We start from the raw sequence: 23,855 nt of genomic DNA on the forward strand, positions 1-23,855 counted from the left end.
GTAAAATATTTCCTTAAGACAGATGGAACGCTTGAATAATATCCGCTTCCAAACAAATTTAAATGAACAAGCAGATAATATAATTGATAGAGTTCTATTTGCTGCGAATAGTTTTCAGATTTATGTAATTCCCGCTATTAGGGCTTACTCGGGACTTCCACCCGTTAGACAATGCTCGTGCCGAGCATACCAAAAAAAGGATTTCGTAATGAAATCCTTTTCGTGCAGTTTTGCCTTGAGTTTTTCACCTATAGATATTTGAGTCTGCTTAAAAAGTCTCAAATTAGAAGATTTGACATTATAATCACTTGAAAATCAAATATCATATTTTACAAAACGACTTGTTGAAGTGGGCTCATATTTTATTTCTTAGTTCGAGTACAAAATAATACATGATAAACCCTAATTTGTACCTCATAGAATCATCCGGTTACGTAATAATCCTTTATCCATTTTTTGCCCCTTGACATGTATTTCATTTGCCTCTACATTTGTATGAAAAGCTATTGATTTAAAATTCTTTCACGATGAAAAAGTTTATTGGTTTCATTTTCGTTATTGGTCTGATTACTCTAGGTTCCTGTAGTGATGAGCAGGACAATATTGAGGTTATCGAAGTGATTGAACCAACTGTCGTCAGTATGGAGCACCAGGATCTTTCTTCATCATCGGTAACATTAAGTGCCAACATCGCTAATGATGGCGGATCAGCCGTAAACAAGTGCGGTTTTCTATTATCAGAAACCAATCCTGGCAAACCATCAACAGACTGGGGAACAAATTATAGCTGCGAAAATGGGGCAAGTGAATTCAACAAAAAGATTGAAGGGTTGAAGGAAAACACTACTTATTACTATGTTGCCTATGCTTCCAACATTAAAGGGTACGGGTTTTCATCCGTATCATCATTTACAACCCCAAAAAAGGATTATTCCGGAGATGGGAAAATTCCAGTTAAGCTAACAAAGCTCACTTTAAACTCTATGGAGTACTCTGCCGATGGATTTGAAAACTCAGATGGAGCCAAGTATAAATACAAGATGAGTTTCACAGTAGAGGTGGAAGTGTGCGATTATGAAAGCATAAGCAGGGCTGGCTTCATGATCGGAGGAGCAATCTGGCATTGGGATAACCCAAGTGAAAACAAAATCAACTCATGTTCAATGATAACTTTAGGAGACAGCCCGACATTAAGCGTTACTGTCACAGCATATGCCAGGATGAAGGATGGATCCGACTACGAAGGGAATGTAGAAACGCTCAGTGCAACATATGGCAATAACAATAACGAAAACCCAGGCAGTGGCTCAAATGAGAACACCATTAAAACCAATAGGGCTGAGTACACTTACGCTTGGACCGAATATAAAAACTTCGACGGAGTGTTTAGCTCCTACGAGACTATGAAATCTCATTTAAACAGATATGGGTTGTTAATCTATAAAAATGGAAACTCTTACTACTGGGAAGATTTCAATAATATCAAACACACTGTTTATCCCAATCGTGATTATAAGAAAGTGGTTTACGATTATTATTCTTATATGGGCAACAAGTATAATGGGTATAAAACACAAACAGCTTACTTATATATGAATTTCCGGTTCTCTCCCTTTTAAACGTAAGTTGGTGATTGCTTTATAACAACCGAAATTTCTCATGTACATTCGTCAGGTAATTCCGTGATATGATGAGCCCCTTTTCATTATCGAAGGGAGGCAGAAGAAAGCAGGCCTTCCCCTTTATCGAGCAAACATGGTCGATGTTAATAATGTGGTTACGGCTTATTTGGACGAACAACGAAGAGAAGGATAATATGTGGTCCGACTTTACAGTTCTCCCCAACAATACGCGTTTACCGTTTGCCAATGCGGCTTCCCATTGACGCCTCCCGTTCGAGTAGGAGAAATAGCCCACCTGGTTCACACGAACCATTTGGTATCCTGTAATATCGGGAATCATGAATGCCTGATGGGAGGGCAACAACTCTGATAATGCCCTCTCGAGGGGTACTGCTGTAGTCATATCTCTTGCTACCTGCCCGAAAAAACGGCGCATGATGGTCGAAAACTCTTCCTGTGCATAGGGTTTAAGCAGATAGTCGAACGCAGACTCTCGCAACGCATCAAGCCAGTACTTCTGGTAGGAAGTGTAAAATACCACTTTCATCGGCCACCTCACACGAGGTTGTATCTCGCGTAGCAGTTCCAAACCGCTCATATCCGGCAACTCAACATCCAGAAACAATAAATCAGGTTTCTTGTCAATCACTAGCTTGATTCCACTTTTAGCCGTGTCTGCCTCTCCCATGAGGGTGACCTCCGGATAATCGGCCAGAGATTCCCGTAAACTATGTAGACAAACCGGCTCATCGTCGACGGCTACAGCAGTAAATCTTTTTTTATCCATTTCCAGAGATTATGTAACTGTTTACCAATATTTATAATTGTCAGGTATAAAAATAGTCACCCTTGTCCCACCTTGCTCTTCCATTCCCGAACGAAGGATATTGAACTGTATCTTTTCACTGTTCTCCCGGTTAAAAAGGTCGATTGTCTGATACAACACTTTAAGTCCGGTCCCGGTCCCGGTTGATGAACCCATCAACAGCTCCTGATAACCCGTCCCGTTGTCAATGATCTCGATTCTTGTTCCTTCCCCTTCCTTCCGGACTTGCAATTCAAGCTTCTTTTCACCGGCAAGAGGACGCAATGCATGCTTGATTGCGTTCTCCAATGGAATCTGAATTATCATGGACGGAAGCGACACCATTTCTGTATCAACATGTGGATCAATATTCCAATCAAGCTTAAAATCGGGACCAAGGCTCTCTCTTTCCAGGTTGATGTATGCTTCTACAAATTCTAACTCCTGGTTTAATGTAACTTGTGCCTGGTCGGTCATCTCGAGGCTTCTACGCAGGAGCAACACCAGTTTCATCAGGTTAGCCGGGTGAGATCCATTGTCGGAACTGATCTCCCGGTTGAGCACATTGAACATGAAATGTGGGGAGATCCGGTTACGGATATTGGAGAGTCGCAACTTGGTTATTTGATCGTGGAAGCTTAACCTTTGCAGCTCTTTTTGTCTCTTCATCGCAATATAGACGCTTGCCATAATAGCTGAAATGAGCAGGAATGCCATGACAAATATATAATTTCTCATGCGAAGCGACCGGATGTCGGATGCTTGCCCCATGATAAGCATCTCTCTCTTTACCAGGGTTGTATCCTGTCTGTAACGCATATCGATTTCGGCAACACGCATTTTTGCCCTCTCCGAACGAATAGAATCTTCCATCACAAGATTTTCTTGCAGGCAGGCATATGCCTCCTTAAAATTCCCTGTTCGCGCATGATACTGTTCAATGTATTTGTTACGAAGGATGAGAAAAGTGGGTTCAATAGTTAAATTTGTAACCTTACCCTCAAGGTAGTGGCGCGCATGTTGTGGATTGTCGGCTTGCAAAGCTAATCCGGCCTTAAGGGTATTGATATGATAAAGCAATGGCTGCTCATTAATGGCAGAGAAGTATTTTTCCGCTTCATTCAGGTAATGGTATGCCGAGTCGGGTTGGTTCAGATGAAAAAAGATCTCCCCTATATTGGCATTGGCAATATTTAAACTTAATATGGATCCTTCTCCCGATAACAAAGTTATTCCTTTCTTGTACCAAGACAAGGACTCCTGTAACTCACCCGCAAAGAAGTAACAGTTCCCTCTGCAATTGCAGTAAAAGAATTTTTCATTCAACGTTCGGCCTTCGAAATCCTGTTCGGCCAAACAGAAATAGTAATCAGACAGTTCAAAATCACGCAATTCCATATACAACTGCCCTAAGCCGGTATATATCGGAAATCCCAGTTGATCAGCCACACCTATTGAATCTGCAACTGAGAGTGCTTTTCGGTAATAGAAGGCGCTATTGACAAAATCGCCATTTCTCATATGCATATCGGCAATGTTTATGGAGAGATCAGGGATCTTCTCTCTCTTACCCGTTAATTCATAATAATTCAGAGCATTGGTGAAGTAGGTAAGTGCAGAATCTTGATCCCTGTACAAAGCAAAGCAATTACCTATTGTATTGTATGATGAGGTGAGGAGTTGGTAGATTTTGATGTTTGGCACCTGCTTGTTCGCGTAAGCGACAACTTTTTCGGCGAAATGGCGCGTGGAATCGATCTGATCGTTTACAAAGTATGTCAGACTGTATGTTTGTAGAGCTTTATAGTAGTCCAGGCTGTCGTTGGTATTATTCATGGCATCTCGTAACAGGCTTCGGGAGTAGGCGTTGTTGCAGTAAAGAGAATCCATAGCCTCAGTAATGATGGACTCCATTGTTACATCCATTTTTGCAGGTTCCTTGCTGCAGGTTAACATCAATAAGGGGATTAGGGGGCTGAGTATATATTTAAACATCACATATCTCAATTAAGGTAGCTGAGTAAAAGAGTTAAATATTTTTTATTTATCTGACAATTAAAGGCAAAAACTTAAGTTTGCAGTTGCATAAACAAAAAGAGTTTAATCCCTTAAAGGGTCAAACATTAAATCCAATGCGAAGTTAATCAAAAACAATGGACTTGCAAACTTAATTGAGACAAATAGTTTGCCTGAATACCTTTGCATCCCCCGGCTTTTAAATAGCGCAAAATCTCACGTAAATGGATTTTGTGCGTTCTCTTCTCTTATACCTGTTGCAATTCCAATATAAAGGATTTCTATAGTAACTTTCCTAATAATATTCATATCAGAAATCACTACTGTCGTGATATATAAAACAATAACAACAGAAATGGCCAGTTTGCTGCTAATCGACAAAAAAACACTGAATTTTAACATGTTAAACAACAGCATCTCAAAGATATTTCTATTATACTCTTCGTCTTTGTGATTATTAATTACTATTTTTGACTAAGAATAGATTCAAACGTGTTCATCACTTAACAACAACGGTGAGTTTGTTAAGATGTTTTATTAATCAAAAATTAAATTATGATCGAATGGATGTTTGCCGCCCTTATACTGTTGGCTATAATTAATATTATTCTGCACTTTTTTGAAAAACCCACCTCAGAAAAGGCCGATAAACTAAAAGAGATTGAGAGTGCATTAATCAGGTTCGAATCAGCCTCGGAGAGAAATGAAAAGTCCATCAGGGATGAATTTCAACGCAACAGGCTTGAGAGTAACCGCACTGCAATGGAGAACAGAGATGAGTTGGCTAAAAATCTTAAATTATTTGCAGAGACAAACTCGACGAACAATAAGGAACTGAATGAGCTGATCAGGCAAAAATTTGAAGATGCCGGTAAACAGCAGACAGAACGCAACAGACAATCTGTTGATGCAATAAAAGATGTAAGGGAGACAATTGAGAAACAGTTGGAGGCAATAAGGGAAGATAACACCCGGCAGCTGGATGAAATGAGAAAAACCGTGGACGAGAAACTTCAAACTACTTTGGAAAAGCGTCTTGGCGAATCGTTCCGGCAGGTTAGTGAAAGACTCGAACAGGTTCATAAGGGACTGGGTGAGATGCAAACCATTGCAAACGGTGTTGGTGATTTGAAAAGGGTACTGTCGAATGTAAAGACAAGGGGCGTACTGGGAGAGTATCAGCTGGAAAATATTCTTGAGCAGTTGCTTACACCCGACCAGTACTCCAAAAATGTAGCAACAAAAAGGGGTAGCCAGGCTCACGTTGAGTTCGCAATCAGGCTACCGGGTAAAGAGAGTGATGAAGAGGTATGGATGCCTGTCGACTCAAAGTTCCCGATTGAAAACTACCAGCTGTTGCTAAATGCCTATGATGAAGGAAACAAAGAGGCAATAGAGACAGCACAAAAAGCTATCATTAAATCCGTCGAATCATTTGCCGGGGATATAAGTGAAAAGTATCTCGACCCTCCGCACACAACCGATTTCGCAATAATGTTCCTGCCCGTTGAGAGCCTCTATGCAGAGGTTTTAAGACATCCGGGGCTTTTTGAAATACTGCAGAGAAAATACAGGGTAACGGTCACAGGGCCCACAACACTGTCTGCATTGCTGAATAGCCTGCAGATGGGATTCAGGACCCTTGCCGTCCAAAAAAGGAGCAGCGAGGTGTGGAAAATTCTCGAAGCGGTAAAAACCGAATTCAGTAAATTCTCCGATCAGCTTGACAAGGTTGATAAACAATTGAACACAGCTTCAAAATCGTTAAACGACCTCCGGCTGACACGAACGAACGTTATCAACAGAAAGCTTAAGGACGTTGCCACAATCGATACAAGCGAGGCTGCCGAACTGCTTGAAATCACAACCTCAGGTAGCGACCATGATTAATTATTCACCCCTCCAAAATAATATATGTTAATCACAGATTTAGCTACTTTTGTAACATATGCGAAACCTGAATTAACTAAAAACATTGAAAGATGGATTGCGAAATTTAAATAATAATTGGTACTTTTGCCTTCGAAAACAATCAGACATGATTTTAAGCCGGCCATACCGGCTCGAAAGCCTTATGTTTATTTGTTTTGATAACTGATATTAAAATGGATGAAAATATAACAAGTCAGTATTCATTCACCATTATTGTTCCGCTCTACAATGAAGAAGAGAACATAGGCAGGCTGGAAGAGAAACTGAAAGGTTTCCTGCCGCACTCACTTGAGAAAACCTGCGTTTTGTTTGTAAACGATGGCTCTACCGACGGCAGCAGAAACAGGATCAAGAATGTATGCGAGCGAAATCCGGATTTTTACTATATTGATCTTAAGAAAAACGGGGGATTGAGCGCTGCACTTAAAGCCGGTTTTGATCACTCTTTTTCAAAATTCACCGGCTATATGGATGCTGATATGCAGACCGATGCCGATGACTTCAACCTGTTGCTGCCCCATTTAGACAACCATGAATTTGTTACAGGTATCCGTGCCAATCGCAAAGATTCATCATTCAAGAACCTGCAGTCTAAAATAGCCAACGGATACCGGAGGATGATGACCGGCGACGGCGTTTCCGACACTGGTTGCCCACTCAAAGTGATGCATACCGCGTATGCTAAGCGTATCCCCATGTTCAACGGTATGCACCGGTTTCTGCCGGCACTTATACTTTTGCAGAACGGCAGAATAAAACAGATCCCGGTGAGGCACTATTCCAGGTTGGCGGGAAAATCGAAATATCATCTCTGGAACAGGCTTACAGGTCCTTTTATCGACTGTTTCGCCTATCGCTGGATGAAGAGACGTTATATAAATTACCAGGTTAATTCAAGTAATTTAGATTAAAATATGCAAGAGAGCCCTGTCTGGATTTACGCGATCGGTTTTTTGGCGCAAGCTTTTTTCTCAGCCCGGTTACTGCATCAGTGGATAATTACAGAGAAAGCAAAAAAAATTCTTTCTCCGCCTGCGTTCTGGATCCTTAGTATCTTCGGCTCGTACCTGCTCTTTATCTATGGGGTGCTCAGAGATGACTTCGCAATTATCCTCGGGCAGTTCTTCTCATACTACATCTATCTGTGGAATCTGAACATGCAGGGGTTCCGGAAACGGGTAAACATTGCTATACAAATAGTGCTTCTTTTAACACCGGTTGCAGCCGCCACCTATCTTATGCGCGACATGACTGCCTTTTCCTCTACCTTCTTCCGGCATAATGCCATACCACTATGGTTGCTAATCTTTGGGTCCGGCGGGCAGATACTGTTCACTTGCCGTTTCATTTACCAGTGGATATATTCGGCACAACGTCACCAGTCTTCTCTACCACTCGGTTTTTGGATAATCAGCCTTCTGGGTTCGGGAATCATTATCGCTTACGGTGTATTCCGGCTCGATCCCGTGCTCATACTTGGGCAGTCGTTCGGTTTTGTTGCATATATGCGCAACATCATGATAGGCTTAAGAAGTAAGAAACAGTTATCATATGAAGGATAAACAGCTCTATATCATTTGGTTTATTGCACTGCTTCCGTTGATGATCCTTCGCGATTACACGCCCAACAACGAGCTGCGTTATCTGAGTATTGTTGATGAAGCACTTAAAAACGGTAACTTTTTCACCTTTACCAACCAGGGTGAGATCTATGCCGATAAGCCACCTCTCTATTTCTGGCTGATGATGGCAGGCAAGACATTGCTTGGCGGACACAGAATGTGGTTCTTATCGCTGCTGTCATTTATCCCGGCTCTGGTAGTGATGATGACAATGGCCAAGTGGTTAAGAAAAGAGGAATCGAGAAACCAACCAGAAGCCTTACTGATGCTAATGACCGGCGGGCTGTTTGCCGGCCTTGCCATAATAATAAGGATGGATATGCTTATGGTGATGTTCATCACTCTTTCACTCTATACTTTTTTCAAGATCTATCAGGGGCAGGCAAAAAAAGGGGACTATTATCTCTTCCCTCTCTATCTCTTCCTGGCTCTGTTCTCCAAAGGGCCAGTCGGCATCCTTGTACCACTTCTCTCCACGCTTTTATTTCTGCTCCATCGGGGTGAAATCCATACTTGGGAGCGTTACTGGGGCTGGAAAAGCATGCTGGTACTTCTTACTGGATGCAGCATATGGTTTGCCGGAGTTTACCTTGAAGGTGGAAACAGCTACCTCAATAATCTGCTCATACATCAGACAGTAGGCAGGGGAATCAACTCCTTCCATCACAAAGAGCCGTTTTATTATTACTTCATTACAATATGGTATTCACTGGCTCCCTGGATGTTCTTCTCCATAGGGCTTATTATTGCGGGAATGATACGGAAAAAGATTCAGACAGATACAGAACGCTTTTTCCTTACCATCATAATCTCCACATTTATCATGTTGTCGATTATCAGCTCCAAGCTGGCAGTCTACATGCTTCCGGCACTGCCGTTTTTTATCGGCCTCTCTGCAATGCTTATCGATAAATTCAATGAAAAAAATATCTGGCTGCGGCTCTCACTGGCACTTCCCGCACTTATTTTAGCATCAGCGTTACCTTTGATAATATACATAGCAAAAACAGATACTCCCTTTTTCGCTGCTGTACCACTTGTTTTTGCGGCAGCAACAGTCGCCACTCTCTCCGGAATAGCTGTATTATACCTGCTATTTTTGAAAAAGGAGCTTCGCTTATCTATCCGGGTGATGTCATTGGGTTTACTTCTGGCCATTTTTATTGCAGGATGGGCCATGCCTCAACTGAATCCATATATGGGATGGAGCAAATTATGCCAAGAAGCGTCACGATTAGCTGAAGAGAGACAGGCTTCGGAATACTGCGTATATAATATTTCCAGGGCAGAAAGCATGGATGTATTCCTTAAAAAAGATGTGATCTACGTTTCTGAAGAAGATATATTGAGTAACTCACTTACCGGTAACCTACTGTTGTTACCGGAAAAAACAATCAATAAAAACAAAAAAATCCAGTCTGTCATAGCAGAAAAAGAGGGATACAAAGTGGGCCCGTATATGATTGTTATTTTTTAATTGAATAAAAATGAAAATATTGGTTACAGGTGCTGCCGGATTCATCGGCTTTCATGTTGTCAGGAGGCTTCTCCTGCAGGGTTATGAAGTGGCGGGCCTTGATAATATCAACAGCTACTACGATGTAAGGCTAAAATTTGCACGTCTTAACGAAACTGGAATTTCACGGGAGAAGATTAAAAAGGGAAAGTGGATACAGAGCGACAAATTTCAGCACTACAAGTTTATACAGTTCGATCTGATAGAGGGCAAAAAACTTTCCGCCCTTTTCCGTAACGAGAGATTCACACATGTTTTGAATTTCGCTGCACAGGCAGGAGTCAGATACTCCCTTGAGAACCCTTTGTCATATATCCATTCCAATATAGTAGGATTTATCAACCTGCTCGAAGCTTGCCGCAATAACCCCGTCACTCATTTGGTTTACGCAAGCTCAAGCAGTGTATATGGTGATGACACAGCTGTCCCATACAAAGAATCGGCACAGACCGATCACCCCGTCAGCCTCTACGCGGCGACCAAAAAATCAGACGAGCTGCTGGCATATGCTTATGGCAAGCTGTTCGGGCTGCCGGCAACTGGCATCCGTTTTTTTACTGTTTACGGTCCCTGGGGACGCCCCGATATGGCACCCTGGCTCTTTATGTCGGCTATTTCGAAAGGAAAACCGATTAAAATATTCAATAGAGGGCAAATGCAGCGAGATTTCACCTTCATAGACGATATTGTAGAAGGAGTGATTAAAATTTTACCTTTGCCACCGCAATCCGTTGTCCCCCACATAGTGTACAATATGGGCTGTTCATCGCCAGTGCAGTTGATGGATTTTATAAATGTCATCGAAAAAACCGTAGGTAAGCAGTCTGTTCACGAAATGGAGGAAATGCAGCCAGGCGATGTTGTATCTACCTTTGCCGACACTTCATTACTACAAGAGCGCTTCGGCTATAAACCGTCCACTACGGTTGAAACAGGAATCAAAATATTCTATGAATGGTTTAAGGAATTTGTCTTGACTTGAACAGCCGTTAACATTTTATTCTTTCGAACTGCTGATTACGGTTTTTTTGTTACAAATAATTTCTTAAAATCGAAAAGATATAGTATTTTTGTAAGTCTATTAAAAAGATAGTTTTTAGGGCGTTTTCGTTAAGTTAAAGGCGTTTTCGTTGAGTTAAATAAGAATAGCGTTAATGCTGGCATAATGCAGGAACAAGGCGCAACAAGTGATTTTGAAGACGTTTCCAATAAGCTGAGCCGGTTAGCTGACAAGCTAACCTTCTTGTTCAAGTCGAATTCAAAATTTGAAAACGATTGTTGTAAATAAACACTCTTAATAAATAAAATTCAATAAAGTATGATTAAAGTAGGTATTAACGGATTCGGTCGCATTGGTCGCCTAGTTTTCCGTGCAGCTCAAAACAGAGATGATATTCAGGTTGTGGGTATCAATGACTTGCTCGATGTAAACTACATCGCTTATATGTTAAAATACGACACCATCCACGGTCAGTATAGCGGATCTATTGAAGTGAAAGACGGCAATCTGGTAGTAAACGGTAAAACAATCCGCGTAACAGCAGAAAGAAATCCGGCAGACCTTAAATGGAACAAAGTGGGTGCAGAATATGTAGTTGAATCTACAGGACTCTTCCTTACAAAAGAAAAAGCACAGGCTCACATCCAAGCTGGAGCAAAATATGTTGTTATGTCTGCTCCTTCAAAAGATGATACCCGCATGTATGTTGTAGGTGTAAACGAAAAGACCTACACAAAAGGAGAACAAATTGTATCCAACGCTTCTTGTACAACCAACTGTCTTGCTCCTGTAACCAAGGTATTGAACGACAAGTTCGGAATTCTTGAAGGCTTGATGACAACTGTTCACTCAACAACAGCTACCCAGAAAACCGTTGACGGCCCTTCGGCAAAAGACTGGAGAGGCGGACGCGCAGCTTCTGCCAACATCATTCCTTCATCAACTGGAGCAGCCAAGGCTGTAGGTAAAGTTATTCCGGAACTGAACGGAAAACTAACCGGTATGTCAATGCGCGTTCCCACACTGAACGTATCTGTAGTGGACCTTACAGTGCGCCTTGCAAAAGAGACCTCCTACGAAGAGATTTGTGCAGCTATGAAAGAAGCTTCTGAAGGCGAATTGAAAGGTATCTTAGGATATACCAACGAAGATGTTGTATCAAGCGATTTCATCGGCGATTCACGCACATCAATCTTCGACGAAAAAGCAGGTATCCAGTTAAGCCCCACTTTCGTTAAGGTTATCAGCTGGTACGACAACGAATGGGGATATTCAAACAAAGTGCTCGACCTTATTGCACATATGGCTAAAGTAAACGGATAATAATAATACTATTATTACGATATATGAAAGGCGCCTCCGGAAAAGAGGCGTTTTTTTGTTGAAATAATGCTTGTGAAAATAAAAAAAGCCGGACAGTAAAGTTCGACTTTTCTCTTTTCTTCAAACGCCTGTGTCCTATGCCGGATGAATTGATTCTGTCGGGCAGACATCTGCACAAGAACCACAATCGGTACATACTTCCGGGTCTATTGAATAAATATCGCCTTCAGATATTGCATCAACAGGACATTCATCAATGCACGTTCCACAAGCAATGCAAGTGTCATCAATTACGTAAGCCATAATAGTGAAATAAGTTAGTTATTGAAATTAATTTGCTATGTTGTTGCAAAGATAAAGAGTTTTTTCCAATACGAAAAAAATATAGAGAACTATTTACATTAATCCTTAAAGGCAGGGGACGGAAAGAGACGATACAAATCAACACCTATGGCTATAATTTAATGAGGCCTGCTATACAATATCATGAAATAAAAGGCGTTTAAAGAACAAACAACAAAAAAGGCGAATGGCAAAAAAGACAACATATCTGCTCACAATACTGCTCATCATATCTGGCAGCGTCACGGGCCAGAACCGTAAACTGCAGAACAGGCCTTATGCAGATCAACGGTTGTTCCACCCGGGATTCACACTTGGGCTGCACACACAAGATCTAATACTTGCACAATCAGGTTTTGTGAACGATAACGGAGAGGTGTGGTTCTCAGAAATACCCTACTATTCATTGGGATTCACTGCGGGAATTATTGGGGACATTTATCTGAACAGAATTATGAACCTACGGGCAATTCCTTCGCTCTATTTGGGTGAAAAGCGGATAGTTTTCAAGGAACAATCGTCCCGCGAAGAGTACTCAACCCGAATTCGCAACAACTACTTCAGTTTACCCCTGCAGCTGAAGATATCGGCAGGCAGGATAGACAACTTCCGTCCCTACACCCTTTTAGGTATATATTGCAACATAGAACTGGCATCCGGGAAAAACCGAGCTCTTCTTTTGAAGCCTTACGATTTTGGAGTTGAGATAGGTGTTGGATGCGACTTTTATTTACCCCTTTTCAATCTTGCTCCGGAATTGAAGTTTGGTTTCGGGTTGGTGGATATTCTTGATAACGAGAGGCCCGGCCTTAAGGATGAAAGTCTCCGAAAATATACGAAATCGCTTTCTAAAGCTACCCAGCGACTGATCACACTGAGTTTTAATTTTGAGTAGGTACAATCATTTTTGGTATTTCCGGGTTTTAGTAACAGACTGATCTTTCTTTTCAAAGATAGATGAATAGCTCTTCTTTCTTAAAAAATAGAAATCCAATAAAATGCTTTTCCTGTATTGCACAGGAATATTCTCTGTAGTTGCCATTCTTAAATTTACTTCACGTACCGGCTTGTATGATGGCATCATCTTAAGAAAATCCCTATAAGCATCGATAACAGCATGAGCGCATCTGAAATTGCCTTGCAGCAACAGGTGAACATAAGCAAGAATATCGAAAAACAACCGTACCAAAAATGTCGGCCGGCATGCCTTCCCTGGTACGTTTTTAAAAATCATAAGCAGGTTGTTACGAAAGTTCAGATAGGTTTTCATAGGATTATCCTTTTTCAGCGATGCTCCACCCACATGATAAACAACCGAAGAGGGGAGGCACATCACTCTCCTGCCCCGGGCATTCAAACGCCAGCAAAGGTCTATCTCCTCCATATGTGCAAAAAAACGGCCGTCCAGTCCACCATGCTCGGTATAATCACTCTTTCTTATCATCATGCAAGCACCGGTCGCCCAAAATACAGGGATCTCCGAATCATACTGTCCGTTGTCTTTCTCCACCACTTCAAGAATGCGCCCCCTGCAGAATGGGTACCCATAAAGATCAATAAACCCGCCTGATGCCCCTGCATACTCAAACCAGCCTTTTTCATCATAAGAGAGTATCTTAGGCTGTACCGCGGCCACCTCGGGATGTTTGTTCATAAAGTCGACCATCTTGTTCAGCCAGTTGGGAGTGGTCTCCACATCAGAATTCAAAAGCACCACATACTCAGAATCGATATGCTGCAAAGCTTTGTTGTATCCTTCGGCAAAACCATAGTTCTTGTCCAGAACAATCAGAGATACTTCGGGGAAATTTGTTTCGATAAATGCTACAGATTCGTCCGTAGACCCATTATCAGCAACAATAACCCGGCACTCATCGCTTAACGAGTGTTCCAGCACAGCAGGGAGGAACTGCTCAAGCAGCTTCTTCCCGTTCCAGTTCAATATAACCACCGATACTTTTACCACAAAACGCTTTTTTTATATTAAATATTTACTCCTCTCCAATAATCCTGTTTCCTGAATTTTAGAAAACGAAAGTTTCACTTCCGTCTGCAGGCCCTTGGCCCCTTATGCTATCCTGTCTTTATTTTTTTCTAAACTTCCAACGGTTATGTGACCATAAATAGTAAGCAGGCTCCTTCAGAATAGTCTCTTCCAGCTTCCTCATATATCGCTCCATTATTTCAAACTCAGGTTCAAGGCTTGCATCCGGGGTAATAACATAAAATTTTCCGGTGTAATATCCTCGCTTTACTTTAGTGATATCAAGATAAACTACAGAAAGACCAAGATGATTTGCAATCTTCTCCATTCCGGTTTGTACAAGCGTATCCTGGTTCAGGAAAGTTGTCCAGTAGTGATCGTTATTTTTTGGCGGACGCTGGTCTGCAAGAAAACCCACCAACATGGCCTTTCCATCGTTATTCAGCTGGATCATTTTCCTGAAAGCTCTCCTCATCTCAATTGGTTCGGGACGAAAGCGGTTCCTGATCTTTAAAAAAAGCAGGTCGAAAGGCTTTGATCTCAACCTTTTGTAAAGAAAGCCCTGCTTCAGTTCAGGCAGATGGTTAATACCGAAAGAGGTCACCCACTCCCAGTTCCCGTAATGGCCCATACACATCAAACACGATCTTCCGTCCCTGGTAAGCCTGCTTATTATTTCAGGATTTTCAAATTTCATCCTTACACGGGCTTCACTGTCCGAAAGGTGAAGCATTTTTATTGTTTCAACGAAGTAATCGCACAGGTGATGGTAAAATTTTCTTTCCAACCGCCTTATCTCTTTAACAGGCTTCTCCGGAAAAGCGTTTCCAAGGTTCATCCTTACCAGTTTCCTTCTGTAACGTACAATATGATAAACAAACAACCAGAGTATATCGGATAGTAGATACAACACCCCTAAAGGCAACATCGCGTGAAGATATGTCACTGAATACAACAGAAGATACCCTGCACTCTTTTTTTGCTTCTTATCCATTAAAATATTGCTTTCATAGCCATTTGTTCTTCATCATACTCGCCAACCACTACCTCCGTCACCCGGTTTATCAGAGTGGAGTCGTAAACGGCATACAATTTTACATAATTTTCGGTAAACCCGTGCATTTTATTACTGCGTCTAGTGTGTTCAAACAGCACTTTCTTCCGGCTACCCTTTTGAGATTCATAAAAACGGCGCAGCTTTGCATCAGAAATATCCAGCAACGCTTTGCTCCGTGCATGCTTAACTTTCGGATCAACAATGTGATCTATTTGGAGTGCCTGGGTTCCGGGACGTTCTGAATAGGTAAAAACATGCAACTGAGAACAGTCCAGCGACTCAATAAACTTCATGCTTTCGGCAAAATATTTATCGGTCTCGCCCCTGACACCAACTATCACATCCACACCAATAAAGGCATGTGGCATAACTCTCTTGATTTTCTCTATTTTATGTCTGAACAGAGCTGTATCGTAACGGCGCTTCATCAGTTTAAGAACGGCATCACTACCAGCCTGCAGCGGCATATGGAAATGTGGTACAAATCGCTTTGACGAAGCCACAAAATCTATTATCTCATCAGTCAACAGATTCGGCTCAATGGATGAGATGCGGTAACGTTCCACTCCGTCCACATTATCAAGTGCTTTTATAAGATCTATAAATGTCTCTTTTGTCGTATGGCCGAAATCACCAATATTAACACCCGTAAGCACTATCTCCCTGCCACCTTCACTCACCACCTGTTCTGCCTGCTTCATTAGGGCGGCAATAGACCCGTTGCGACTCCTTCCCCTGGCGAAAGGTATGGTACAGAAAGAACAGAAATAGTCGCACCCATCCTGTACCTTCAAAAAATAGCGGGTCCGGTCATCTGCCGATACAGAAGGGACAAACGACCTTATTCTATTTGTTTTGGAAGTTATTACCTCCACTTTATCCTTTTTACTCAGATCATGCAGATACTTCACAACATCCAGCTTCTGCTCTGCTCCCAAAACCAGGTCAACACCATCAATACTTGCCACCTCTTCAGGTTTCAGCTGTGCATAACACCCAGTAACCACTACAAAGGCGGATGGATTTTCATGAATCACCTTCCTGATGGCCTGCCGCCCTTTCTTATCAGCCAGCTCTGTCACAGAGCAAGTGTTAATCACGCATATATCCGCCTTCTGCCCTTTCCGGGCACGGGTAACGCCGTAATCCAGCAACTGCCTGCCAATAGCGGAAGTTTCAGCATAATTCAATTTACATCCTAAAGTGTAATAGACAGCAGTCTTATTATGAAAAATTGTTTGATCGATCATATTTATAATTGGCCGTACTTACGAATAATATTTTATATCAATAAATTATTCATACGACAGCTTTGTTGTAGAGTGACTTTGAATAAAGATACAAAAATACAATTTTACTCTTGAATTATTGCCTTATTTTCTTTGATAATCAATTTCCGAATATTACTTTTGCACAATAAAGGCAAAAATGTGCATTTATGATCAGGCAGAACTTCATTAAATTATACGAGGAGAGTTTCAGAAATAACTGGAAATTACCTGCTTTAACAGATTACAATGGCAACAGATCATATACTTACGGTGAGCTGTCAGAAGAAATTGCGAAACTCCACCTTCTCTTTTCTGAATTGAATATTCAAAAAGGAGATAAGATTTCCCTGATCGGAAAAAACCACTCTTCATGGGCAATCGTGTTTATGGCAACAATAACATATGGCGCCGTTATCGTTCCCATACTGCACGAATTCAATCCCGTTAGCATGGCACACATTATCAAACACTCCGATTCAAAATTGGTGTTTGTAAACAAGACAATATGGGAAACCATAGACAAGGATAATATAGATATTCCCGTATATGAAATACCGGATTTCACTTTTTTAAAAAGTGATAATGAAAAAGTCCGGAAGGTTTCCGGCACTTTAGCAGGCATTTTCAAAAGTACCTATCATGACGGATTTTCCAGGGAGGAGATCAGCTATGCAGATGTGGACAACGATGAAGTTATTTGTATCAACTACACATCAGGTACTACGGGTTTCAGCAAGGGTGTTATGATTACTGCAAATAATTTTGCCGGAAACGTGACCTACAGCAAAAGGCTGAATCTGCTTTTCACAGGGGAGAAAAACCTGGCATTCTTACCTATGGCACATGTTTATGGCTGCGCATTCGATTTTCTTTACGCACTATCAACGGGTGTTCACATTATATTGCTTGGGGTAATGCCAACCCCTCAAAATCTCATATTGGCTTTTAAGGAGGTTAAACCGAACCTGATAATTACCGTACCACTTATTTTTGAGAAGATATATAAAAAGAAAATACTACCTGTCATCAATAAGCCAATCGTAAAAGTACTGTTAAAAATCCCAGGGATCAATAAATTAATACTAAACAAGATAAAAGCATCTCTTGTTAAGTCCCTGGGAGGTAACTTCAGAGAAGTAATCATAGGAGGGGCGGCTTTGAATGCGGAGGTAGAGGCGTTTTTTTACAGAATGAAATTCCCCTTTACCGTCGGCTACGGCATGACTGAATGCGCGCCTCTCATATCTTACGATCATAATTTCGACTTTGTACCAACATCATGCGGATCGGTGCTGGAAGATATAATGGAAGCACGTATCGACTCCTCTGACCCCGAAACGGTACCGGGAGAAATACAGGTCCGGGGCGAAAATGTGATGAAAGGATACTACAAAAATCCCGAAGCCACCGCTGCAGCATTCACTAATGACGGCTGGCTCAAAACAGGCGACCTGGGAATAATGAAAGGAAGAAGGTTGTTTATCAAGGGGCGGCTGAAAACAATGCTTCTCACCGCAAACGGACAAAATGTATATCCGGAAGAGATTGAGTCGAAACTGAACAACCTGCCATATATTGCTGAGAGTGTTGTCGTTTTACGTAATTTCAAACTTGTGGCTATTGTATATCCCGATATGCAGGCTCTATTATCTGACAACATATCTGATGAAAGGCTGATTGAAATAATGAACGGGAACATGGAAATTCTTAACAGATCGGTTGCTCAGTACGAAAGAATCAGCACCATCGAGATAGTTGAAAATGAGTTCGAAAAAACACCAAAAAAAAGCATTAAACGGTTCCTCTACAGCTGAACACTATCCCGCTCTATCTGTACCAGCAGCAAACGGCTCAATCTGATCAAGCAATTCGGAAAAATAATTTGAATTTACCAACTATACTCATTAGTAAAAACGTTTCATAGATTCGGCCGTTAAGATCATATCTGTTAAATTTACTCACTATACTCTCCATTTGAACACCCTTATGGAGCGACTTCCATAACAAAAAAGGAGGGAAAAGAGGCATAAAAAGCAAAATATTGGCGTAAAAATTGAGGAATTGCCTATGTTTAATATTATTTAACTAAGATTTCCATCCAAAATATGTTTTAGAACATGTTTTTGATATAAATTTGCACCGTTTTTAGAGAAGTAATATTATTTATCGTTTAAAATTATTAAAAATGAAAAAAGTACTTTTATTAGTTGCTGTAATTGCAACATTAGGTTTAGTTTCTTGCAACAATGCACAAGTAAAAGCTGAAAAAGCAAGACAAGACAGCCTTGCTGAAGTAGCCAGATTAGACAGCATCGCAAAAGTCCAGGCTGATAGCATTCAAGCTGCTATTGAAGCTGCTGAAGCTGCTGAAGGCGATTCATTGAGCCAGGTTGCTGAGACTGAAGTTAATCAATAAGCAGTTAAAGAAATCGATTTCAGCCATCCACTAAAGGATGGCTTTTTTGTTTTATATTGGGTTAAAAATATTATCTTTGCCTATCTGTCTGCTGAGACAGGGAAAGCGGTGTTTGCCAGGATGCAGGATAAGGAAAGTAATATTTGCAACTTGTGCTCATCAGGAAAGCGGTGTTTGCCATTCAACGTCAGAAACAGTAGCCGGAAAAATAAACAAGATCAAATTTAATTATCAAACAAGTAATGAGAAAAATTTTATTCATCTGCCTGTTAATAACTGTAGTATCTTCATCCGGATGCAATCAGATGGCTAACACCTATTTCGAAAAAAAGCTCACGTTCAGAAACTTGCTTACATCAGATCAGAAAGTGAAGTTATCCGCCTACGTAGTTCCAACACAGCGACAATACGAGTGGCAGGAGCTTGAGTTGACAGCTTTTATCCATTTCGGGATGAATACATTCACCGGCAGGGAATGGGGCGACGGATCAGAAGATCCTGCTCTTTTCAACCCGGCCGATTTAGATGCAGAGCAGTGGGTTACCACACTGCAGAACGCTGGCTTTAAATTGCTTATCCTTACAGCAAAACATCACGATGGTTTTTGTCTATGGCCTACCGCAACTACGTCTCATTCAGTGGCATCGTCGCCATGGCACAATGGTTATGGCGACTTGGTAAAAGAGGTGAAAGAGGCATGCGACAAATACAATATGAAGTTTGGAGTGTACCTTTCACCTTGGGACAGGAATGCGGCGAGCTATGGCGACTCGCCAAAATATAATGCAATGTTTGCCCAACAGCTTACTGAACTGCTTACAAACTATGGGGAAATTCACGAAGTGTGGTTCGATGGAGCCAATGGCGAAGGCCCCAACGGCAAAGTACAGGAGTACGACTGGGGACGTTTCTATCATGTTATCGACAGCCTACAGCCAAAGGCGGTTAAAGCAATAATGGGTGACGATGTAAGGTGGGTAGGTAATGAAAAAGGACTTGGTAGAGAAACTGAGTGGAGCGTAACGCCATTGCAGCCTAATATCAACGAAGCCATCACAAATGAAAACAAACGCCTGAATATCTCCCCCACTTCAAAAGAGTTAGGCAGCCGTCAGCTTATTTCTGAAGCACAGACGCTATACTGGTACCCGTCGGAAGTTGACGTATCAATTCGCCCGGGCTGGTTCTATCATCCTGAACAGGATAATCAGGTAAAAACATTGCAGCAGCTAGTGAACATCTATTTTAATTCTGTAGGCATGAACTCGGTATTGTTACTTAACATACCACCAGATAAACGAGGCAGAATACATGAGGTTGATGCCGAACGCCTGAATCTGTTTGGCTCATATATCAGAAACACCTTCAGAAATGAAAAGCTTAACGATGGAGAAGCAGCCTGGAAAGCCCGTTCAGGTGCCTCAAAAGAATTTTCAATTCAGCCGGGAGAAACAATCAACACTGTTATGCTTCAGGAAGATATCCGCAAGGGCCAGCGTGTGGAAGAGTTTATATTAGAAGGGCTAATAAACAATGAATGGGTGAAACTGGCCGAAGGTACTACCATCGGTTACAAACGATTGCTCAAATTCAATGATGTAGCACCTACAGTACTAAGGGTCACAATCTCAGAAACACGCGACATTGCAAACATTGCAAAAGTGGGTGCCTATTATGCACCGCTACTGGAAGAAGCAGCCAAAGAGATGCAGTTATCAGATATTTCCGCCGAGTCGTGGAAAATCACCAGTGACAACCCTCTTACTGTTGACCTTGGTGAGCTTTACAAGATAAAAGGGTTTACATATAGACCCGTTGATAACAGGGAACCGGTTTTCACATATATTTTCAAGGTGAGCGGCGATGGTAATACCTGGGTTGATGCCAAAAAGGGAGAGTTCAGCAACATCAAAAACAACCCCATCCCGCAACGCATAATATTCAGCGAGACAATCAATGCCCGTTACTTTCAACTCGAAGCACTCAGTGGTGCCGATGGAGGAAAACCGGCAACAGATATGAACCAGATCGGTATTTTAACAAAATAGACATATGAGGAAAATATTACTGTTTCTCTCAATTTTCGTAATATCTGTAAGCTACGGACAAAACATCGGTGATCTGTTCAAGTCGATGCCGACTGTCCTGCTTCCGGGTATCTCTGAAGGCAACAAAACCATGCTGCTTGTAAACACTGGCAAAACGACCATACCCTATACGCTGGGAGAGATAAGTAAAATAAAGCAAAATGACGATCTACTGGAGATAAAAACCTCCGGTGTAGGTACAATCCAGTTGAAATTGCTTCCCGTAGCACAAGATTCAATGATCATCTGCATGATTAAAACCGTATGCGGAGAAGTATGCGACAGCCACATCACTTTTTACGACACAGAGTGGAATGAAATTTCAGGCAAACCCCTTATACCGGATATTTCGGAGGAATTTTTCTTCGATTCTTCAAAAAAAGAGATGGAAAATTATAAATATGCAGTATCTTTGCCTCACATTTATCCGGTCTCGGCAAAATTCAGTAATGATACAAGCGATTTGGTCCTGACATTCAATTACAAACATCTTCTTACTGCCGATCAGATAATGCAGATAGAGCCTTTTCTGAAAAGTGATACCGTTGTTTTGCATTGGAACAACGCCACTTTCAGGTAAAGAATATTAAACCCTGCACCCGTAGTTCAATGGATAGAATACCGGATTCCGGTTCCGACGATGTGGGTTCGATTCCCGCCGGGTGTACTTGAAGCAAACCCATTCAGCTAATATTCAGCTGTTTGGGTTTTGTTTTTTATCATTTTGCATAACATTTGCAAAACATCATAGAAATCAGTAAAAAAAATGCACCGAATTATTTTCTCAGATCCAGTTTATTTAATAACAAGATAAGTAGCTTTAATTTATCTCACCCGGCAAAGTAAAACCATAAAAAAAGTTCCAAAAACAGGCTGAGAATTGCGGAAGTACATATGTAATTGTCCGAAGTGTGAAAGAAGCTATCGAAGAAATGAAGTTTTATTTAAAATAATGTCTATATTTGTGAATTAACTATTTAAATTTTATAATCATGAGTTTAACTGAGCAACTTAAAGATGGGAAACAAGCAATCGATTGGGAACAACGCAGGTACGAAATTGCAAAAGAAGTATACTGTATCAATATAACTGATAATTCTAATACACCAGACAACATGGTTGCTAGCAGGGCTATTAAACTAGCAGATGTGCTCATAAAAGCTCTTCGCGGGTATTGAATAAAAAGTCAACAACCCCTGGTCTATTAAAAATTCATTTTATATTTCATTTTATTAAGTTATTGCAAAATATCTTTACTGGTTGTTTTCATTTGCGCATGTGGTAGATTACCGTGATCATTTGCTTTCTTTTCTATAAGAAAGTCAGGCAAAAATTAAACTTAAATATTCAAACACTGTTTTGTTGGATATTTTATATATTTTTGTGCGAAAGTATTTTTTGTTCTTACAATATGAAAGTTGATTTAAACAGCGGCGTATATATTGAAATTGGTGGGGAATTGGGTAGATATAATTCTTTACCTGTAGATGTATTAGCTAAAATCGCCAAAGACTTTCAGAATTTGATAATATCAATTGCAAAACACACATTATCATCAGATGAATTTATCGACCTAAATAATTTCCAACTTGAGTTGACTGGGTTCGAAAAAGCTAGTGCTGTTCCAAAATTTTCATATTCTTCTAGAGCAGAAAGTAAATCAGGTTTCTTATGGGAGTCTCAACGAAATCTTGTAAATGATAATTTTAACAATGTCTTACAAATTGCGAACAAAGGAGACTATTATGAACTAAAAAAAATATTGCCTAACCCTGAAGCTAGGACCCCAATTGTTGAGAATTTATATTCATTTACAAGTAATTTTAAAGATTCACCGGTAAGTTTCGTTGATTACAATAGAAGAACAAAGAAAATCACACCTATATATAAAATAAACACATTCAAAGAAGCTGCCAAGAAAGAGTTGATAACCCCCATAATCGAAATTGATAAAGAAATAAGTAAAACGGAGCTCGAGGTCGTTGGATTTGTTAAAGAATTTAGGGAAGGTGAAAAAACCACCCAGAAAAGGGTCATTGAATCTTTTAGTGACTCTAACTTTACACTTGGATATGCTCCAAAGAAAATCTCAACACCGACTAAAGTGTATTGTTTACGATATCCTTTAATATCATCGTTTCAGAAGGAGAATAATTACTATGTAATCAAATCAGAAATGCTAGATATTATTGGGACTGGGAGAGATGAGAATGAAGCTAAAGCTTCTTTTGCAGAAGAGTTCGATTTCATATATAGGAGGTTAAATACCCTCAACGACGATCAATTAACAGAACGAAACAAACTGATTAAGATAAATATTAATAATATAGTCTTAGGCACTGAATAATGAGCGTATTAGATCCAAAGAAAACTTATCGTAATTTAAAGAAAAAGGGATTCATTGATTCTCCAGATAAAAGTGATGACCATAAATATCTAGAATTACACCACGAAGGCAAATTTGTATTATATACAAAAATTAGCCACGGCAACTCGGACATCGATGACTTTCTCATAAAACAAATGAGTGATCAATGTAAATTGTCAAAAAAAGAATTCATGGAATTAGCCAATTGTCCTTTGAGTAAAGGAAAATATTTAAAAATATTGGAAGGTAAGAAACTACTTCAATAATACCTTTCGAATAATGTGAATCATTCTTCACTTGCTATATATACAGTAATTTTTTTTACCCCTCGCTGCACGAACGAGGAACCAATCATTTAATCGCAAATTATCTCACCCGGCAAAATTATACCAAATCGATTTTACCTTTAATATCCTGGTATCATAATTTTCAATAAATTCTTTTATTGAATTTCTTGCCCGATAGGAACGATTATAACATATCTTTCTGTTTAT

General features: G+C 40.6%; 19 protein-coding genes, 1 tRNA gene and 1 pseudogene. 14 read left to right on the top strand and 7 right to left on the bottom strand.

The window, feature by feature from the left end:
- A pseudogene (locus B3B27_RS05105) lies at window positions 1-107 on the bottom strand (fructosamine kinase family protein); the annotation flags it as partial.
- Window positions 108-527: 420 nt separating this feature from the next.
- On the opposite strand from B3B27_RS05105, the gene B3B27_RS05110 reads away from it, so the two are divergent.
- Entirely contained in the window at window positions 528-1,619 is a 1,092-nt protein-coding gene (locus tag B3B27_RS05110; protein ID WP_238866300.1) for a hypothetical protein, read from the top strand.
- Window positions 1,620-1,638: 19 nt separating this feature from the next.
- Here the strand turns inward: B3B27_RS05110 and B3B27_RS05115 are convergent, their stop codons facing one another.
- Both B3B27_RS05115 and B3B27_RS05120 read right to left on the bottom strand, forming a co-directional pair.
- Window positions 1,639-2,409 (bottom strand): LytR/AlgR family response regulator transcription factor, encoded by a 771-nt coding sequence (locus B3B27_RS05115; protein ID WP_238866298.1) that lies wholly within the window; start codon window positions 2,407-2,409, stop codon window positions 1,639-1,641.
- Between the two features lie 21 nt (window positions 2,410-2,430).
- Entirely contained in the window at window positions 2,431-4,341 is a 1,911-nt protein-coding gene (locus B3B27_RS05120) for a tetratricopeptide repeat-containing sensor histidine kinase (RefSeq protein WP_286846979.1), read from the bottom strand.
- Between the two features lie 657 nt (window positions 4,342-4,998).
- Between B3B27_RS05120 and rmuC the strand changes: the two genes are divergently transcribed.
- From rmuC to gap, 6 genes are all read left to right on the top strand, one after another.
- A complete protein-coding gene (gene rmuC, locus B3B27_RS05125) occupies window positions 4,999-6,333 on the top strand; it encodes a DNA recombination protein RmuC (protein ID WP_238866295.1) in 1,335 nt (444 codons plus the stop codon).
- A gap of 215 nt (window positions 6,334-6,548) precedes the next feature.
- Window positions 6,549-7,286 (top strand): glycosyltransferase family 2 protein, encoded by a 738-nt coding sequence (locus tag B3B27_RS05130; RefSeq protein WP_238866293.1) that lies wholly within the window; start codon window positions 6,549-6,551, stop codon window positions 7,284-7,286.
- Window positions 7,287-7,289: 3 nt separating this feature from the next.
- Window positions 7,290-7,937 (top strand): lipid-A-disaccharide synthase N-terminal domain-containing protein, encoded by a 648-nt coding sequence (locus B3B27_RS05135; protein WP_238866291.1) that lies wholly within the window; start codon window positions 7,290-7,292, stop codon window positions 7,935-7,937.
- The gene (locus B3B27_RS05140; protein WP_238866289.1) at window positions 7,927-9,474 is read left to right on the top strand and encodes an ArnT family glycosyltransferase; all 1,548 of its coding nucleotides are present in this window, start codon (window positions 7,927-7,929) and stop codon (window positions 9,472-9,474) included. Before B3B27_RS05135 ends, B3B27_RS05140 begins: the two co-directional genes overlap by 11 nt.
- 10 nt (window positions 9,475-9,484) lie before the next feature.
- Window positions 9,485-10,495 carry an NAD-dependent epimerase/dehydratase family protein gene (locus B3B27_RS05145; RefSeq protein WP_238866287.1) on the top strand — a complete coding sequence of 337 codons (1,011 nt, stop codon included), beginning with the start codon at window positions 9,485-9,487 and terminating at the stop codon, window positions 10,493-10,495.
- 336 nt (window positions 10,496-10,831) lie between these two features.
- Window positions 10,832-11,836, top strand: a complete 1,005-nt coding sequence (gene gap / locus B3B27_RS05150) for a type I glyceraldehyde-3-phosphate dehydrogenase (protein WP_238866285.1) — start codon at window positions 10,832-10,834, stop codon at window positions 11,834-11,836.
- A gap of 135 nt (window positions 11,837-11,971) precedes the next feature.
- Here gap and B3B27_RS05155 read toward each other — a convergent pair whose 3' ends face one another.
- Entirely contained in the window at window positions 11,972-12,139 is a 168-nt protein-coding gene (locus B3B27_RS05155; RefSeq protein WP_238866283.1) for a DUF362 domain-containing protein, read from the bottom strand.
- Window positions 12,140-12,365: 226 nt separating this feature from the next.
- Here B3B27_RS05155 and B3B27_RS05160 point away from each other — a divergent pair, with 226 nt between their 5' ends.
- Window positions 12,366-13,073 (top strand): porin family protein, encoded by a 708-nt coding sequence (locus tag B3B27_RS05160; RefSeq protein WP_238866281.1) that lies wholly within the window; start codon window positions 12,366-12,368, stop codon window positions 13,071-13,073.
- A 6-nt stretch (window positions 13,074-13,079) separates the two neighbouring features.
- Here the strand turns inward: B3B27_RS05160 and B3B27_RS05165 are convergent, their stop codons facing one another.
- The 3 genes from B3B27_RS05165 to mtaB form a co-directional block, all read right to left on the bottom strand.
- Window positions 13,080-14,144, bottom strand: a complete 1,065-nt coding sequence (locus B3B27_RS05165) for a glycosyltransferase family 2 protein (RefSeq protein ID WP_238866279.1) — start codon at window positions 14,142-14,144, stop codon at window positions 13,080-13,082.
- Between the two features lie 118 nt (window positions 14,145-14,262).
- Window positions 14,263-15,156, bottom strand: coding sequence for a lysophospholipid acyltransferase family protein (locus tag B3B27_RS05170; protein WP_238866277.1), 894 nt, complete (start codon window positions 15,154-15,156; stop codon window positions 14,263-14,265).
- A complete protein-coding gene (mtaB, locus tag B3B27_RS05175; RefSeq protein WP_286846980.1) occupies window positions 15,156-16,469 on the bottom strand; it encodes a tRNA (N(6)-L-threonylcarbamoyladenosine(37)-C(2))-methylthiotransferase MtaB in 1,314 nt (437 codons plus the stop codon). The genes B3B27_RS05170 and mtaB overlap by 1 nt, the downstream gene beginning before the upstream one ends.
- A 188-nt stretch (window positions 16,470-16,657) precedes the next feature.
- Between mtaB and B3B27_RS05180 the strand changes: the two genes are divergently transcribed.
- From B3B27_RS05180 to B3B27_RS05205, 6 genes are all read left to right on the top strand, one after another.
- On the top strand, window positions 16,658-18,304 hold the full coding sequence (locus tag B3B27_RS05180; protein WP_286846981.1) for an AMP-binding protein: 1,647 nt from the start codon (window positions 16,658-16,660) through the stop codon (window positions 18,302-18,304).
- Between the two features lie 371 nt (window positions 18,305-18,675).
- Complete coding sequence (locus tag B3B27_RS05185; protein WP_238866271.1) at window positions 18,676-18,906, top strand: hypothetical protein; 231 nt, start codon at window positions 18,676-18,678, stop codon at window positions 18,904-18,906.
- Window positions 18,907-19,148: 242 nt separating this feature from the next.
- Window positions 19,149-20,954, top strand: coding sequence for an alpha-L-fucosidase (locus B3B27_RS05190; protein WP_286846983.1), 1,806 nt, complete (start codon window positions 19,149-19,151; stop codon window positions 20,952-20,954).
- A 4-nt stretch (window positions 20,955-20,958) separates the two neighbouring features.
- Complete coding sequence (locus B3B27_RS05195) at window positions 20,959-21,573, top strand: DUF3256 family protein (protein WP_286833729.1); 615 nt, start codon at window positions 20,959-20,961, stop codon at window positions 21,571-21,573.
- Window positions 21,574-21,588: 15 nt separating this feature from the next.
- Window positions 21,589-21,660: transfer RNA gene (locus tag B3B27_RS05200), tRNA-Arg, on the top strand.
- Between the two features lie 744 nt (window positions 21,661-22,404).
- Window positions 22,405-23,340, top strand: coding sequence for a hypothetical protein (locus B3B27_RS05205; RefSeq protein WP_238866263.1), 936 nt, complete (start codon window positions 22,405-22,407; stop codon window positions 23,338-23,340).
- The last annotated feature ends 515 nt before the right edge of the window (window positions 23,341-23,855 follow it).

The organism is Proteiniphilum sp. UBA5463 (assembly GCF_002427225.1).
In the GTDB taxonomy this organism is placed as follows: Bacteria; Bacteroidota; Bacteroidia; order Bacteroidales; family Dysgonomonadaceae; genus Proteiniphilum; species Proteiniphilum propionicum.

Coding starts and splice junctions, on each gene's coding strand:
- B3B27_RS05110 (WP_238866300.1), top strand. CDS start 528: ATGAAAAAGTTTATTGGTTTCATTTTCGTTATTGGTCTGATTACTCTA.
- B3B27_RS05115 (WP_238866298.1), bottom strand. CDS start 2,409: ATGGATAAAAAAAGATTTACTGCTGTAGCCGTCGACGATGAGCCGGTT.
- B3B27_RS05120 (WP_286846979.1), bottom strand. CDS start 4,341: ATGGAGTCCATCATTACTGAGGCTATGGATTCTCTTTACTGCAACAAC.
- rmuC (WP_238866295.1), top strand. CDS start 4,999: ATGATCGAATGGATGTTTGCCGCCCTTATACTGTTGGCTATAATTAAT.
- B3B27_RS05130 (WP_238866293.1), top strand. CDS start 6,549: ATGGATGAAAATATAACAAGTCAGTATTCATTCACCATTATTGTTCCG.
- B3B27_RS05135 (WP_238866291.1), top strand. CDS start 7,290: ATGCAAGAGAGCCCTGTCTGGATTTACGCGATCGGTTTTTTGGCGCAA.
- B3B27_RS05140 (WP_238866289.1), top strand. CDS start 7,927: ATGAAGGATAAACAGCTCTATATCATTTGGTTTATTGCACTGCTTCCG.
- B3B27_RS05145 (WP_238866287.1), top strand. CDS start 9,485: ATGAAAATATTGGTTACAGGTGCTGCCGGATTCATCGGCTTTCATGTT.
- gap (WP_238866285.1), top strand. CDS start 10,832: ATGATTAAAGTAGGTATTAACGGATTCGGTCGCATTGGTCGCCTAGTT.
- B3B27_RS05155 (WP_238866283.1), bottom strand. CDS start 12,139: ATGGCTTACGTAATTGATGACACTTGCATTGCTTGTGGAACGTGCATT.
- B3B27_RS05160 (WP_238866281.1), top strand. CDS start 12,366: ATGGCAAAAAAGACAACATATCTGCTCACAATACTGCTCATCATATCT.
- B3B27_RS05170 (WP_238866277.1), bottom strand. CDS start 15,156: ATGGATAAGAAGCAAAAAAAGAGTGCAGGGTATCTTCTGTTGTATTCA.
- mtaB (WP_286846980.1), bottom strand. CDS start 16,469: ATGATCGATCAAACAATTTTTCATAATAAGACTGCTGTCTATTACACT.
- B3B27_RS05180 (WP_286846981.1), top strand. CDS start 16,658: ATGATCAGGCAGAACTTCATTAAATTATACGAGGAGAGTTTCAGAAAT.
- B3B27_RS05185 (WP_238866271.1), top strand. CDS start 18,676: ATGAAAAAAGTACTTTTATTAGTTGCTGTAATTGCAACATTAGGTTTA.
- B3B27_RS05190 (WP_286846983.1), top strand. CDS start 19,149: ATGAGAAAAATTTTATTCATCTGCCTGTTAATAACTGTAGTATCTTCA.
- B3B27_RS05195 (WP_286833729.1), top strand. CDS start 20,959: ATGAGGAAAATATTACTGTTTCTCTCAATTTTCGTAATATCTGTAAGC.
- B3B27_RS05205 (WP_238866263.1), top strand. CDS start 22,405: ATGAAAGTTGATTTAAACAGCGGCGTATATATTGAAATTGGTGGGGAA.